Here is a 14,750-nt window from a genome sequence, read left to right as displayed (position 1 = left end):
AGCGTTCTATGACGGATGACGAGCTATTGGAAGCTGAGGTACTTCTTACGTACCTCTCTGGCGATTTCGTCCTCGACAACGCGTGGGACGAACTGCCGACTCGGGAACTGGGGCCAGCCATGGCTGCCCTGCTGGAAAACCGACCGGCATCGCAGCCTCCGCTGTTGGAAGGTGAGCCGGAGCGGCTGGCAAAGATCGTGACGCAGCGCGACCCGAACGACAGGCTCTTCACGCTGGACATGCTCCTCGCACCGATCACAGCATTTCTGACACGCGACTCCGTTTCTGATACGGCGCTGACTGACCGCCTTACCGAGCTGGCAAAGGTCGTGGAGGACGAAGGGCTAGATCTGGCTCAGGTCCCTGCGAGTTCCGTCGCCCGGTCCAGCGCGGTAACACCGCGATCGATCGATGTGGTGCCCGACGCCCGGACCGGGCGCGTCGATCTGGGGCGCCTGCTTGTTCCCCTGGTACCGGGCATGACGCTCAATACCTTGGACCAGGCCGGGCCCGCGTTGGACCGGATCGAGGTTTCAGTGGGCGGTGACACGCTGGCCCTCGAGTTGTTCGAGCTCGAGGAGGGCGAGGACTGGAATCTTCTCCGCCAAGTCAACAAGCATGAGTTCGAAGAAGCAGGCCGCGAAGTCAGGGAGCGTCTCGGCATCTTCGGTGTCCAACTGCAGTCCTACATCCCAGTCTCCGGCGGGTTCCATCGGCTACGGTTCATCGGACATGAGGAGCCGGGATGGTGCCTGCGCGGCATCGTCACGGGCCCGGCGGCAAGCGAACCGACTGGGAGCGATGCGGTGCGTCGGCTGTTCTTCGGGACAGTCGTCGACATCGCCGCCGACGCAGTACGACTGCCACAAGACCCCGAGCATCTGCGCCTGGTGAATCGGACGACTGAAGGAACCATGCGTCTCATCAGCCCTCTGGATTAGACGCAAACCCTGCTACGAGCCCGGCGGGGTCAAAGATCATCACTAGACCCCGGCCCCGCGTGAGCCGGCTGCCTTTGTCTACAGACAGGCACCCAACCGAGGGTGCTGCTGCTGACGAAGGAGCAGGCATTGGCCACCCCGCTTCCATTCCCAGAGCTCGACCCCGAGTCCCGTCGCGAGATCCCGCTGGGCTCCGTCTGGCCGTGCGCTCAGGCCGACTCCAAGACCCAGCGCAAGGGCCGGTACCTGCCGGAATCCATGGCGCACCCCGGCAAGATGCTGCCGGCGATCGCCGAGCATGCCATCACCCACTACACCCAGCCCGGCGACCTCGTCATCGACCCGATGGCCGGCATCGGGACGACGCTGGTCGAGGCGGTCCACGCCGACCGGATGGCGCTCGGTGTGGAGTACGAACCGCACTGGGCCGACCTGGCCCGGCGTAACGTCGAGCACGCCACCGACCGGGGCGCGCCTGGCTACGCAGCGGTGGTCCAGGGCGATGCCCGTGACATCGTTCGCCTTGTCGGATCGGACACGATCGGCAAGGCGGCACTCGTACTCACCTCGCCGCCCTACGGAAGCTCGCTGCACGGACACGTCCGTTCCACGCGCGATTCCGGCCACAGCGGGATCGCCAAGAGCGACTTTCGCTACAGCCGCGACCGCGGCAACCTCGCCCACCACAGTCTGGACGACTTGTTCACCGGGTTCCGGGAGATCCTCGAAGGCTGCTACCAGCTCCTCAAGCCCGGCGGGCACCTGGTGATGACGACCCGGCCGTTCCGGCGCAGCGGCGAATTCTGCGACGTTCCGGGGCGGGCCTGGCGGGCCGCGATCGATGCCGGTTTCGAGCCCCTCGAGCGATGCGTGGCGCTGTTGGCCGGTGTCCGCGAGGACAAGCTCGTACCGCGCCCGTCGTTCTTCCAGCTCGCCCACACTCGTGCGCAGAACGCCGCGGGGATCCCGGTCCATCTGGTGTGCCATGAAGAGGTTCACGTTCTTACCCGCCTTGCGGACGACGCATACGTGTCGGACGAGGCCGCGGAGTCTGCGGCATGAGCGGCGGCGAGTGTGGATCCGAGATCTGCGGCCGGTTGGAGCCGGATGTCCTAGACCTCGTCGAAACATGGCGAGACCTGGACTTCCCGGAGTCCGTGACCTGGGACGACAAGCCCTGCCGACCGTCGCAGGACTCTCTTCCATTCCCGACCATTTCTGACGAAGTCGAGCTACCGTCCACGTGCTGCCTGGCGTCGATGTCCGTGTATACCGCCGAAGGGAGGAATTCCGGCGCTGCCGATGAGCTGAATCCGCCGCCACGCCGCACCGCCACCACCGGGGAGACCGCATGCCGCCCACTCACTTCCCCAAGTCCATCCCCCGACGGCGGGGCTCCGCAGACGACGAGTTGCTAAGTATCCCGCAAGTCATCGCCGAGCTCGGTGTCAGCCGGGCGACCTTCTACCGCTGGCGGTCCCGGCGCAAAGGCCCTGCGAGCCTGCGCCTGCCCAACGGCTCCATCCGCATCCGTCGCTCCGATCTCGACGCGTTCCTCGCCGACTGCGAAGAGACGAAGCGCTGACCCACCCGCACCACCACTGCGGCCCGGCAGCCACCCGCCGGGCCGCCCCGCACCACCAGGAGTACGTACGTGAACAGCTACGACGTCCGGATCTGGAGCATTCAGACCCGACAACTCACCAAGGGGGCGTCCTACCAGCTCCGCTGGATCGTCGGGGGACGGACCTTCTGCACCAACTTCGCCACCAGAGCGCTTGCTGACAGCCGCCGAGCGGAGCTGCTGCTCGCGCAGCGCCGAGGCGAGGCGTTCGATGACGAGTCGGGGCTGCCGGAATCCGAGGCCCGGCAGAAGGCAGCCGACGTGTCCTGGTACGACCACGTGGTGGCTTTCCTGGACATGAAATGGCCGACCCTCGAGCCCGGCAGCCGTCGAGCCCTTGCGGCGTCGCTGGCCACCACCACCCTCGCGTTGGTGCGTGATCGGAACGGCATGCCGGACTACGACGAGGTGTTCACCGCCCTGGTGAACTGGTCCTTCAACCTGCTCGCCCGCGAGGCCGGGGATCCGCCGGCCGAGTACGCGACGTCGATCGACTGGGTCCGCACCCACTCGATGCCGGTAACGGCGCTGCGGAATCCGCGCACTGCGCGCATCGCCTACGAGGCCACCACCATCAGCCCGTCCGGCAAGCCGTACGCGCCGAACACGTACCAGAACAAGATGAAAGGGCTCTCGGGGGCGATCAAGTACGCGATCGAGCTCGATTTGCTGGACCGCAACCCGCTGGATCGGATCAGCACTGCGCGGCCGCGCAAGTCCAGCACCGTCGACCGCCGTGTCGTGGTGAACCCGGATCAAGCACGCAAGCTGATCGCCGCCGTCGCCGACCAAGGTTGGACCGGCGAGCGGTACGTGGCGTTCTTCGCCACCATGTACTTCGCCGCGCTACGCCCGGCCGAGGTCCTGGCCTTGCGGGTCCAAGACTGCACGCTGCCTAAGACCGGCTGGGGAACGCTTTGCTTCGCCGAGTCCACTCCGTATGTCGGCACCGCGTGGAGCGACGACGGAGACGACAGTCCCCGCAAGGCCCTCAAACACCGAGCGAAGCATGAAAGCCGCACGGTTCCCGTCCATCCGGAGCTCGTAGCGCACCTACGGACGCATATCGAGAAGTTCGGCACCGCGCCGGACGGGCGGTTGTTCGTCCGTGCCAACGGCGAGGACATCCGCTACAGCAGTTTCGCGTCGATCTGGGCGAGGGCTCGCAAGGACGTACTGTCCCCCGCCCAGGTGGACTCGCCTATGGGCAAGCGGCCTTACGACCTCCGGCACGCCGCCGTCTCCACCTGGCTCAACGCCGGGGTCAGCGCCCCGCAGGTGGCCGAGTGGGCAGGACACAGTGTCGAGATGCTGCTGTCCACCTATGCCAAGTGCGTCGACGGCCAGCAAGGCCAAGATCGAAAGCGCATCGAGGAAGCGTTGAAGTGGGAGGAGCCGGGCGCGTCGAACCTGGCGACCGAGCCTGACGTCTCGGAGCAGTAACAGAACCTTGTGGTCGCCGCCGATGTTGACCACGGTGGCGACCACTGGCACCCGCGGAAGCGGTCATAGACCTTCCTCCAGACTCTCATGGGGTCCGCCTTGGGTGGGTGTTCCATGGGGGCCGAGACGATAACCAGCGTCAACGTGGTCAGTGTGAAACTCTCCGGCCGGGACCGGAGCGGAAGGACACTAAGCCACTATCGCCCTCAGCGGCGGGTCCCGCACTCGGGGTGACGCGCTCAGATCGTGGTCATCATGGCGCAAACGCCGTGGCCAGAGGGGAGAGGATCGTCTCCCAGAGCACCGTTTCACTCTCACCTCGGCTTCGCCGCCGAGAGCTCGGTCGACATCACGGCGAACGTGGTGCCGATGAACTCGGCGTTCCACGCCCGCGGCAAGTCCCCCTTCTAAGTGGGCCGGGTCACCCGAGCCGAATACAAGGTCGTCAACTCGACGAGCGCCCGCATTACGTCCCGGCGCAAGGCAAGACCTCGCGCTACGGCATCCATGCCGCCATCAACAAGATCTGAACAGACAAGCGACCCGGGCCCGAGCCTCAGGACCGCGGCCCCGGAAGGTATCCGGCTGGCCGCAGGTCGAGCGACTACCCCAGCCATTGCGGTAGCGGTATGGGGTCGCTGGGCGACCAACGAAATGTGCATGAGCTGCAGGATCGCAGTTTTCGTGGGGTGGATTTCCCGCGCTGATCGTGATCGCTTCGCGGTGGATCAGGCTTCTCCAGCCATACTCGATGACGCCAACGAGGGGAACGGCGCGTGACTGCGCGTCCAACAGCCCCGTCGACTGACGGGGCCGTGACGCGTCTTGTCGGTCTTGAGGTGTGCCCGTGCGGTATTTCAGCGAGCTGGGGGCAGGATCGGATCTTGCCGGTTCTCGTAGTAGAAGTAGCGGTTCACGCCGAGGGCGGAGTCCGAGGCGCTGTCCTGCAGGCCTTGTTCGAGGGCATCGAGGCCACCGAATGCCACAAGGCCGGACAAGTGGGGAGCCAGTCTCTGCAGGACGGCCTGCTCGGATGCCGGTGTCGGGGACCACCCGTCGGTCAGGAGAAGTGGGCCGTGCTGGGTGGCGATGAGCGCACCGCCGGATAGCGCGTCCGGCCAGCTCAACCCGGTTGCCAGGCCCACGTACCCCACTGGGCCGTGCACCGTGAACAAGGTACTCGAAGCGACCGCCGCCGCCGTGGCGAAGCGGTCAGCGCCGGCGAGCGGTGTGACGCGGCCGTCCCACCTGGGGAAAGTGCCGCGGAGCGCCGCGACGCCTTGGCCCCCGATGCCGTAGACGTGCGTCACGGCTGGGTTGACGACGGAAAGGTATGCCTTGGTTCCACTGGGAAGTACGTCGTCGTCGCTCAGCACCACGACGCCCCCCGCCGGATCCTGCGCGGCGGCGGCGCCGGCGGTGAGTGCGTCGGGGAAGTTGTCGCCGGTGGCGACCATCAGGGTGTGCGGGTCTGGGCTGATCGCTTTCGCGATGGACACCGACGTCGAGAAACGGTCGGGTCCGGCGAGCCGATCGACCCTGAATCCGAGCGCTGTGATCTGCTGTGCGACGGTCGGGCTGAGGGCGTTGACGCCGCCGAGGACGTAGACCGTTGAGCCGGGAGCCAGGATGCGCCTCAGTTCGTTGCCGACCGCGGGGTTCAGGGTTGCGGTCGAAGTCAGGAGCAGTGGGCCGTCCTTCTCAGCAGCGAGCGCGCTGCCACCGAGGGCGTCGGCGAATTGGTTGTCCCGGCTGATGACCGCCGAGGTCGCCTGGCGTCCGCCGGCTCCGTGGTTCGCATAGGAGAACTGTGACGCGGCGACGGCGGTCGAGTCGCGGTCTGGTCCGTCGACCCGGTCGGTGGTGCGGGGTGGCCGGATCGGACCGTTGTGCCAGCTGGTGACTCGGAAATACTCGCCGTTCCCGAGGTTGTCGTCGACGACGATCGGCGTCCCGCCGCCGACGCCGACGGTGGAGATGGTGCGAATGGTTGAGTAGGCGAGCTGTGTTCCGTCCGGGGACCAGGCGAAATCGATCACCGTGGTCTTGGTGGGCGCCGTGATCTCCCGCGGCGCGGTGCTCCCGTTTGTCGGCACCACAAAGAGCTGGGGAAAGGGGGCGTCGGCCTCACCGGTGCCGGGAGGGATGGGCGGAGTGTCCAGGAAGGCAACCTGCGTTCCGTCCGGAGAGAATTGGGCTTGGTAACCCGGCTGGGCACCGGGGTACTCCGGCTGGATGACGGGGAGCGTGCGAGGTGTCGTCGAGCCGGGGTCCAAGACCGCGAGCCCGCCGGCGGCGTCGAACAGGAGGGCCCCGGTGGCCGAGACACCGTCGAGGGTGTAGCCGGTGCCCGGGGATCGGCCGATAACAGTCTTCCCGCTGCCATCGGGATTCACGGTACTGATTGCGCCGTGCGAGTCCTCGACGAGCAGCTTGTTGCCCGGCGTCCAGCCGACCACAGTCAGTGGGCTGGCACCGAGAATCGCGTGCTGGCAGTCGTCGCCGGGGTCCGCCGCCAGCACCCGCGCGCCGGATCCATCCGCATTCGACAGGTAGGTGCAGAGCCCCCAGGAGTGGTAGATCGCCATCGTGCCGTCCGGGGAGAAGTTCAGGCGGTCGATCGGTTGAGGATATTGGTTCGCCGAAATCCCCGGGGGCAGCACCCCGGTCGGGACCACAGTGAGTCCCGAGCCGTCGGGGTTTACGTTCTCCCACAGTTGGGCGGTGTTCAGGCCGTGGTCGGTGATAAAGGCGATCGGTCCGTTCGAAACGGGGCCGGGTCCATTCGGGGTGTCAGCCTGCGCGGTCACCGTCATGCCGGCGAGACCGGACGAGGCCGCAGCTACGACGAGCCCGGTGAGCGCCGCCGAACGGATCCGTCGAGACCGAGGCGTAGGGGAGATCATCAGCTGAGCATAGGAGTCGCCACTGCGGGTGCCTAGACGGAGACATGATGTCTTTGGCGTGCTCCCGGCACAGGTCCTTCTTTGGTCAGAACCCTTATGCCGCGCGGCTCGCGGGCACCCACAGCCTCGCCTGGAACATCCCCTCCGCGGTCGGGTCGCCCAGGGGAATTTCACCCCTGGGCGACCCGGCCCTTCACTGTATGCCGGTGATCGCCGAGGCCGCAGGAAAGGCGAACGGCAAGGCCCGGGCCGCTGGCAGTGCTCCCGCTGTGGTACCCAGTGGCAGAACCGCCAGCGTGCGCCAGAGGAGTGGTGGCGGCACAAGACCGGCCCGCATGTTTGCCCAAATGGGGTGTGACCTTTCGCTCTCACGTATCCGGCCTGATCGGTCGGAGCGTGCCTGCCAAGCTCGACCGTGCGGGCTACCGGCCGCCGCGATGTGCGGGCCCGAGCAGTAGGCCTCCGTCGGGCCGCCGACGCAGGCATCGCATCCACGGCCGCAAGAGCCGTTTGTGTTCGGTCTCGTCGTCCGGGCGGGCTTGTCGACACCGGTGCGGGCGGATGTCCTCAGGCGCCGGCGCCGCCGTCGACCGGCAGGATCGCGCCGGTCACATACGAGGCCCGGTCGCTGAGGAGCCATGCGGCCGCCTCGGCGATCTGGCGGGGTTCGGCCATGCGGCCGAGCGGGATGGACGCCTTGATCCTTTCGATGATGCCGGGTGTCGCGGCTTCCCAGGCGTCGATCATCTCCGTGGCGGTGCCGCCGGGGGTGATGCCGTTGACGCGGATGCGGTCGGCGGCCCAGTTCACCGCGGCGGATTCGGTCAGGCTGTTGAGTGCGCGCTTCATGGCCGCGTAGGCGGGCAGGGTGGGGTTCGCGCGGCGGCTGCCGATGCTGGAGGTGTTGACGATCGCTCCGCCGCCGTTGCGTCGCATCAAGGCGGCCTCGGCGTTCATGGCGGTCCAGTGCGAGTGGAAGTTCACCGCGAACTGTTCCTCGATGTCCTCGTCGCTGGTGGTGTCGACCGGGCCCGGTTGCCGCTGGACGGCAGCGGCGTTGTTGAAGGCGCCGTCGAGCCGTCCGTGCAGTTCCCCGACTTTCTCGACGGCATCGCGGACGCTCGCGCGGTCGGCCAGGTCGAGGGTGACGGCGTCGGCGCGATGGCCGTCGGCGCGGATCTCGGCGACGATGCGCTCGAGGGCGGCCGTGCTGCGGGAGGCAAGGACGACCGAGGCGCCCTCGGCGGCGAAGAGGCGCGCTGCGGCCTCGCCGATGCCGCGGCTGGCGCCGGTGATGAACACGACTTTGTCGGTGAGCAGGCCGATCGGGGTGCCGGCGATGAGGGCGGCGTCGTTGTCATGCGTGGTTTCCGTCATGCCACGAGCGTCAGCCCGCGCCCTGCCCGGATACAGGCACAGGCTGTACCACGATCCACCGCCGGGGTGGGGGCACACTGGAAGCATGGACAAGCAGGAACTTGGGGCGTTCCTCCGCAGTCGGCGCGAGCGGCTCCAACCACAGGACGTCGGGCTCCCGTCAGGCCCTCGCCGCCGAACGCCGGGCCTGCGTCGCGAAGAAGTCGCGGTCCTCGCCCACATCTCCACGGAGTACTACGTGCGGCTTGAACAAGGCAGAGCGGCCTCGCGGCCATCGAGCGAAGTCCTCGCCGGGATCGCCGGCGCACTGCGGCTCACGGACGCCGAATCCGGCCACCTGCACACCCTGGCCGGCACCGCAGCCGCCAAGACCGGCCTCGTCCAACGCGAAGTGCGCCCGAGCATCCTCGCGCTGATCGAGCGTCTGCCGCAGACCGCGGCGTTCGTGACGTCCGCCACGCTGGAGGTGCTCGCGTGGAACGACCTCGCGGCTGCGCTGATGGAGGACTTCGCCGAGCTGGCACCAGAAGAGCGCAACCTCGCGCGTAAGGCATTCCTCCACACAGCACGCACCGATGCGCCGCTGTACGGAATCTCCGACGCCGCCGAGTTCCGGCTGCACGCCGTCATGCAACTCCGATCAACCCTCGCCCGCTACCCGACGGACCCGGCGGTGACCGGTCTCGTCAACGAGCTGCGCGAGGGCAGCCCCGATTTCGCCCGATTGTGGGAGCGCCGCGACGTACAGCCGGCGCCGACGCTCACAAAGACGTTCAACCACCCGGCCGTTGGGCAAGTCTGTGTCGACTGCGACGGGCTCGCGCTGCCGGACCGCGACCAGAACCTCGTGCTCTACAGCGCGCCAGCAGGATCGCCGAGCGCTGACGCTCTGGCTCTGTTGAACATCCTTGGAGTCCCGGCTCGGGCAAAGTCGAGCTAAGGGCCCTGTCGCAGTTCAGTCGTCACGTTCATCCCGGCCACATCGGCCCGCACAGGCGGCGGCAGAACGCCGTCAGGCGATGGCCGCAGCCGCGCCCGTCCGACCCGTAGACGTCGCCCGTACGCCGTTCCCCGGGACGTCCCGCGAACCTGACACCCGCCGATGCAGCCCGCAGGGGCGCGAGCCCCACACGGCCTACCCGACCAAGATCAGCTCGGGCATCGCTCGCGATCATGGACAAACGAAGATCGACAACGGTCCAGAGTGGGACTCTGTCTTGCATGGGTGCTCACCAGAAACTCGGCCGTGAGCTGCATCGCGACGCCCTGACCAGCAGAAAAGCACCCCCGAGACGGGGGTGCTGAACACACGTTCGTAGGGCGCGTGGGACTCGAACCCACAACCCACGGGTTAAAAGCCCGCTACTCTGCCAATTGAGCTAGCGCCCCACACACGCCCCGGCGTGTGTCGCGTACCAGGGTAGCGGGTCGGTCGTCGTTAGCAGAACCGGTTACGGCTTCGCCCGCGGGCGGGCCCGCCGGACGGGCGTACGCCCGGGGCCGCTAATCATTTTGGCCCCGGGGCTGATCGTGCTCTATGCTTCAACTCGTCCCCGACGGACGGATGGACGTTGAGGGCAGACCAGCCCCCATCGTCTAGAGGCCTAGGACGCCGCCCTTTCAAGGCGGTAACACGGGTTCGAATCCCGTTGGGGGTACGCAACACCAGCGAGGCAGAAACGCGGTTATGAACTGCGGCGGTAATCCGATATGCTCTACCGGGCGGTCGGGGAACCGGCCGAACAGGTGAAGCAAGGCAGTACAAGTACATACCAAGGTCCCGTGGAGCAGCTAGGAGTGCTCGCCACCCTGTCAAGGTGGAGGTCGCGGGTTCAAATCCCGTCGGGACCGCACACGAAGAGCCGCCGCGAGGCGGCTCTTCTGCGTTGCCGGTGCCGCGCCGCCGGCCTGACAGTCGGTGGAACGCGGTGATCGGCTCAGGCGTTCACTGTTCGAACCATCGGCGCTCGGGGAAACGGGGAGACATGCGCTTCATCCTGAACATCATCTGGCTGGTGCTCTGCGGCTTCTGGATGGCCGTGGGTTACGTGGTGGCCGGCCTCATCTGCTGCGTGCTGATCATCACCATCCCCTGGGGCCTGGCCTCGTTCCGGATAGCGAACTACGCCCTGTGGCCGTTCGGCCGGACGATCGTCGCCAAGCCCACGGCCGGCGCCATGTCGTTCATCGGGAACATCATCTGGTTCGTGGTCGCGGGCCTGTGGCTGGCCATCGGCCACGCGGTCACCGGCGTGCTGCTGTGCCTGACCGTCATCGGCATCCCGCTGGGCATCGCGAACTTCAAGCTGATCCCGGTCTCTCTGGCCCCGCTGGGCAAGGAGATCGTCACCAACCGCCAGGCGGACGCCCGGTACGGATTCCGCTGACGGCGTCAGCCGATCGGCCCGATCCGCAAACCGGTGGGAGGCATCCCCCTGGATCCGGTATGCTGTTCGAGGTGTCCGGGAGACCGGGCGCTTTCGCAGTAGGGCCAGGTAGCTCAGTTGGTACGAGCGTCCGACTGAAAATCGGAAGGTCGGCGGTTCGACCCCGCCCCTGGCCACTTCGAAGCAGGACCGCAGAACCCCGTCGGGTGACCGGCGGGGTTCTTTCGTTTCCGGCTCACCCGGAGAGGAAAGTGAGTACCGTTGGCGGGCGACACTGAGCCGGACAGGGGGAGCGCGATGCGGCGTGCGATGGTCGTGACGGTGTCCAACCGTGCGGCTAAGGGGGTGTACGCCGACACCACGGGGCCGATCATCGTGGAGCGGCTGACCGAGCTCGGGTTCGCCGCCGCTGGGCCGGAAGTGGTGCCCGACGGGGCTCCGGTGGAGGCCGCGCTGCGGCGGATGCTCTCGCTCGGCTACGACGCCATCATCACCACCGGCGGGACCGGGATCTCGCCGACGGATCAGACCCCGGAGATGACGCGGCGGGTGCTCGACTACGAGGTGCCGGGGATCGCGGAGGCGATCCGGGCCGAAGGGCTGCCGAAGGTGCCCACCGCCGCCCTGTCGCGGGCGATCGCGGGCGTCGCGGGGCACACGCTCATCGTCAACCTGCCCGGCTCCGCCGGCGGCGTGCGCGACGGCATGGCCGTGCTCGGCCGGATCCTCGGGCACGCGCTCGACCAGCTGCGCGGGGGCGACCACTGAACCGGCCCGCCGGGTGGGGCGCGGCCTGGCCGGCCGTGCTGAGCGACGGACCCGTGCGGCTGCGGCCGCTGGCGCTGGCCGACGCGCCGGCCTGGCGGGAGCTGAAGGAGCGGAACCGGAGCTGGCTGACACGCTGGGAGGCCACCGTGCCGCCCGGCGACACCAGCGGGCGGATCACCTTCCGGCAGATGGTGCGGCGGCTGCGCGCCGAGGCGCTGGCCGGGCGGATGCTGCCGTTCGCGATCGACTACGCCGAGCCCGCGGATCCGTCCGACGTCCTGGACGACGGGCCCGCCGACGCCGAGCAGGCCGGGCGCCGCGGACGCCGTCCCGCCGCCAAGCCGGCCGCGCACCGGCTCGTCGGGCAGCTCACCGTCTCCAGCATCACCTGGGGCTCGCTGCGCTCGGCCAACATCGGCTACTGGGTCGACGAGACCGTCGCCGGCCGAGGCATCACCCCGACCGCGGTCGCGCTGGCCGTCGACCACTGCTTCCGGGCCGGCGGGATGCACCGGATCGAGGTCTGCATCCGGCCCGAGAACGCGGCGAGCCTGCGCGTGGTCCACAAGCTCGGGTTCCGGGCCGAGGGGCTGCGCCGCGCGTACCTGCACATCGACGGCGACTGGCGCGACCACGAGGCCTTCGCGCTCACCGCCGAGGAGGTGCCCGACGGGCTGCTGTCCCGCTGGCACGTCACTCTTTCGAGCACCGGCACTACTCCTGCCGGGTGACAAATGGTATGGAGCGTGCTTGATGGGGGAACAGCGGACACCCTAAGCTGATCCACTGGCCCCATCTGTCACAACAGTCTCGTCACAACCTCAACGACACGCCGACAGAATGCGCCTTGATGATCGACGTCCCCTCTACTGTGCTGTGTTGTGAGCAGCAGCGGCCTCATCTATGCGGGAATCGTCGGCGCCTGGGCGGTGTACCTCGTCCCTGTGTGGCTGCGCAGGGAAGAGCAGCTGAACGAGGCCCGTGAGAAGGCCCGATACGCCGCCGCCATCCGCACCCTGGGACGCAGCGAGCGCTTCGAGAAGAAGGTACTCGCCGAGGAGTCGCTGGCCGCCACCGGAACGGACGGCGCCCCCGGCCCGCGCTCCGGCGACCCGCGCATCTCGGATCAAGCCCAGAAGGCCCAGAAGGCCCAGAAAGCCCGGCAGGCCCCGTCGCGTAAGACAGCGGTCCTGCCGACACCGGCCTCGGTCGAGAGCGTCAAGCAGAAGCCCGCGCTCAAGGCGAAGCCCTCCGCGTCCCCGGCCGCCCAGCCGCGCAGGCGCGTCACCGCCCGCCTGCCGCACCACCAGCCGGTCGCCAGGCTGTCCCCGGCCGCGACCGCCGCCCGGCACCGCGGCGTGCTGCTGATGCGCCGGCGCCGCGTGGTCGCCGGACTGTTCACGCTGGCGACCCTGGGCGCCGTCGTGAGCACCTTCCTCGGCCTGGACTACATCTGGGCCATGCTCGCCCCGGCGGCGTTGTTCTCCGGCTACGTCGTCTACATCCGCCGGGACGAGAAGCAGCGCACCCGCGAGCGCTACCGCCGCCGCCAGGCCGCGGTGGCCGCCGAACGGCGCCGCGAGCGGCAGCGCCAGGCGGAGCAGCGCACGGCCGCGCCGGCGGGGTCCGCGGCCCCGGCCGAAGCCGTCGTGCGCGAGCCGGAGTCCACGGTGTGGCGCCCCGCACAGTCCGCACAGGAGTACAGGCGCGCAGCCAACGGGTAGGGCCGGGAAACGGGTTTCAGAACGGGTCGGCCCATGTGATAGATTTCTGACTCGTTGAGGGCCTGTGGCGCAGTCTGGTAGCGCACCTCGTTCGCATCGAGGGGGTCAGGAGTTCAAATCTCCTCAGGTCCACACTCAACGTATTAGGGCCTCCAGAGAAATCTGGAGGCCCCAATACGTTTCGGGGCCGCTACTCCAAATGACTGCACGCCGGGACCAGTGCGTTTGTCACGCCGGCCGTCCGGCTAGATCCGCTCCATGTTCGGACACCTCCGTCACCTCCGTTCCGCGGCGGCATGCGCGGCCGTCGCCGGCGTACTCGCTGTCTCGGCGACGACGGCGACCGGCGCCGCGCGACCGGCGCCGCACGCTCCCGGCCTCCAGCAGCAGTTGGAAGCGCTCGTGCACGTGCAGGGCGGGCCTCCCGGCGTCATCGTGACCTTCGACCGCCAGGGCGCCACGAACGTCTACCGCGCCGGGGTCGCCAACCTCGGTACCGGACGGCCGCCGCAGCCGCGGGACGCCATGCGGATCGCCAGTGTCGCCAAGGCCTTCAGCGGTGCTGTGGCGCTCTCACTGGTCGCCCGGGCAACACTCGGCCTCGACGACACCATCGGGCACTGGCTGCCCTCCTTGCCGGCCTCCTGGTACCGCGTGACGCTCCGGCAGCTGTTGCAGCACACCAGCGGGCTCCCGGACTACTCAGGGTCCCCGGCATTCCGCGCGGAGCTCGAAGCCGATCCCCACCACGTCTTCGCACCGGACGATCTATTGTCGTTCGTCGCCTCGGAGCCACTGCAGTTCGTGCCGGGCACGCAGTATCAGTACTCCAACTCCGACAACATCGCCGTCGCGCTCATGGCCCAGGCCGCGACCGGACGCAGCTACGAGCAGCTGCTGGGCAGCCTGGTGTTCCGGCCCATCGGGCTGCGCAGGACAAGCCTTCCCACGGGCTACGAGATGCCGAGGCCGTACATCCACGGCTACGGGATCCGTGACGGCCGACTCACCGACGTGAGCACCGAATTCAGTGCTTCGGCCTCCTGGGCGTCGGGCGGGATCGTCTCGACCCCGAAGGACCTGAACGCCTTCATCAAGGCCTACGGCGGACCGAGCCTGCTGCCGCGAAGGGTGCGCCAGGCTCAGCTGGCGTTCATCGACGGCGCCTCGGAACCCGCCGGCCCCGGACAGAACTCGGCCGGCCTCGCGCTCTTCCGCTACGTGACCCGGTGCGGCACCGTCTACGGCCACACCGGCAACACCTCGGGGTACACGCAGTTCGCTGCGGCCTCCCCGGACGGCTCGAGGGCGATGACGTTCTCGGTCAACGCACAGATCACCGCGAACACCGACCCCACGGTGTTCGCCACGATGCGGGCCATCGAAGAGAACGCAGTCTGCGAGTTGCTCCGCCGATAGGAACGCGGACGATAGGAACGCACAAACGACTCAGGCCCCGAACCATGGGTTCGGGGCCTGAGTCTTAAATTTAGTCCGGCCGCGTCCTACTCTCCCACCAGGTCCCCCTGGCAGTACCATCGGCGCTGGCGGGCTTAGCTTCCGGGTTCGGAATGGGACCG

At 68.1% G+C, this 14,750-nt stretch carries 12 protein-coding genes, 5 tRNA genes and 1 rRNA gene; 14 read left to right on the top strand and 4 right to left on the bottom strand.

Features of this window, described 5'->3' with window-relative positions; all coding sequences use genetic code 11:
• Positions 1-8 precede the first annotated feature (8 nt).
• From ABH926_RS49405 to ABH926_RS49390, 4 genes are all read left to right on the top strand, one after another.
• A complete protein-coding gene (locus ABH926_RS49405; RefSeq protein ID WP_370374358.1) occupies positions 9-941 on the top strand; it encodes a DUF3710 domain-containing protein in 933 nt (310 codons plus the stop codon).
• Between the two features lie 102 nt (positions 942-1,043).
• Positions 1,044-2,003 (top strand): TRM11 family methyltransferase, encoded by a 960-nt coding sequence (locus ABH926_RS49400; protein ID WP_370374357.1) that lies wholly within the window; start codon positions 1,044-1,046, stop codon positions 2,001-2,003.
• Between the two features lie 289 nt (positions 2,004-2,292).
• Positions 2,293-2,526, top strand: coding sequence for a helix-turn-helix transcriptional regulator (locus ABH926_RS49395; protein WP_370374356.1), 234 nt, complete (start codon positions 2,293-2,295; stop codon positions 2,524-2,526).
• Positions 2,527-2,595: 69 nt separating this feature from the next.
• Positions 2,596-4,008 (top strand): tyrosine-type recombinase/integrase, encoded by a 1,413-nt coding sequence (locus ABH926_RS49390; RefSeq protein ID WP_370374355.1) that lies wholly within the window; start codon positions 2,596-2,598, stop codon positions 4,006-4,008.
• A gap of 857 nt (positions 4,009-4,865) precedes the next feature.
• On the opposite strand, the gene ABH926_RS49385 is transcribed toward ABH926_RS49390, so the two are convergent.
• Positions 4,866-6,914 (bottom strand): cell wall-binding repeat-containing protein, encoded by a 2,049-nt coding sequence (locus tag ABH926_RS49385; RefSeq protein ID WP_370374354.1) that lies wholly within the window; start codon positions 6,912-6,914, stop codon positions 4,866-4,868.
• A 567-nt stretch (positions 6,915-7,481) separates the two neighbouring features.
• Positions 7,482-8,291 carry an SDR family NAD(P)-dependent oxidoreductase gene (locus tag ABH926_RS49380; RefSeq protein ID WP_370374353.1) on the bottom strand — a complete coding sequence of 270 codons (810 nt, stop codon included), beginning with the start codon at positions 8,289-8,291 and terminating at the stop codon, positions 7,482-7,484.
• An 85-nt stretch (positions 8,292-8,376) separates the two neighbouring features.
• Here ABH926_RS49380 and ABH926_RS49375 point away from each other — a divergent pair, with 85 nt between their 5' ends.
• Positions 8,377-9,231, top strand: a complete 855-nt coding sequence (locus tag ABH926_RS49375; RefSeq protein ID WP_370374352.1) for a helix-turn-helix domain-containing protein — start codon at positions 8,377-8,379, stop codon at positions 9,229-9,231.
• Positions 9,232-9,607: 376 nt separating this feature from the next.
• Here the strand turns inward: ABH926_RS49375 and ABH926_RS49370 are convergent.
• A tRNA-Lys gene (locus ABH926_RS49370) sits at positions 9,608-9,680 on the bottom strand.
• Between the two features lie 196 nt (positions 9,681-9,876).
• On the opposite strand from ABH926_RS49370, the gene ABH926_RS49365 reads away from it, so the two are divergent.
• The 9 genes from ABH926_RS49365 to ABH926_RS49325 all read left to right on the top strand — a co-directional run bounded on the left by ABH926_RS49365 (position 9,877) and on the right by ABH926_RS49325 (position 14,589).
• A tRNA-Glu gene (locus ABH926_RS49365) sits at positions 9,877-9,949 on the top strand.
• Positions 9,950-10,067: 118 nt separating this feature from the next.
• Positions 10,068-10,142: transfer RNA gene (locus ABH926_RS49360), tRNA-Asp, on the top strand.
• Between the two features lie 134 nt (positions 10,143-10,276).
• Positions 10,277-10,678, top strand: coding sequence for a YccF domain-containing protein (locus tag ABH926_RS49355; RefSeq protein WP_370374351.1), 402 nt, complete (start codon positions 10,277-10,279; stop codon positions 10,676-10,678).
• A gap of 102 nt (positions 10,679-10,780) precedes the next feature.
• Positions 10,781-10,854, top strand: a tRNA-Phe gene (locus tag ABH926_RS49350).
• Between the two features lie 121 nt (positions 10,855-10,975).
• Entirely contained in the window at positions 10,976-11,446 is a 471-nt protein-coding gene (locus tag ABH926_RS49345; protein WP_370374350.1) for a molybdenum cofactor biosynthesis protein B, read from the top strand.
• 35 nt (positions 11,447-11,481) lie between these two features.
• Positions 11,482-12,177, top strand: a complete 696-nt coding sequence (locus ABH926_RS49340) for a GNAT family N-acetyltransferase (RefSeq protein ID WP_370374349.1) — start codon at positions 11,482-11,484, stop codon at positions 12,175-12,177.
• 150 nt (positions 12,178-12,327) lie between these two features.
• Complete coding sequence (locus ABH926_RS49335) at positions 12,328-13,170, top strand: hypothetical protein (protein ID WP_370374348.1); 843 nt, start codon at positions 12,328-12,330, stop codon at positions 13,168-13,170.
• Positions 13,171-13,228: 58 nt separating this feature from the next.
• Positions 13,229-13,302, top strand: a tRNA-Ala gene (locus ABH926_RS49330).
• Between the two features lie 126 nt (positions 13,303-13,428).
• A complete protein-coding gene (locus ABH926_RS49325) occupies positions 13,429-14,589 on the top strand; it encodes a serine hydrolase domain-containing protein (RefSeq protein WP_370374347.1) in 1,161 nt (386 codons plus the stop codon).
• Between the two features lie 73 nt (positions 14,590-14,662).
• Here ABH926_RS49325 and rrf read toward each other — a convergent pair.
• Positions 14,663-14,750 (bottom strand): 5S ribosomal RNA (rrf, locus tag ABH926_RS49320); the annotation flags it as partial.

Source organism: Catenulispora sp. GP43 (assembly GCF_041260665.1).
GTDB lineage: Bacteria > Actinomycetota > Actinomycetes > Streptomycetales > Catenulisporaceae > Catenulispora.
Note: the sequence above shows the minus strand (reverse complement) of the source record. Positions and strands in the feature narration are given on the sequence as shown.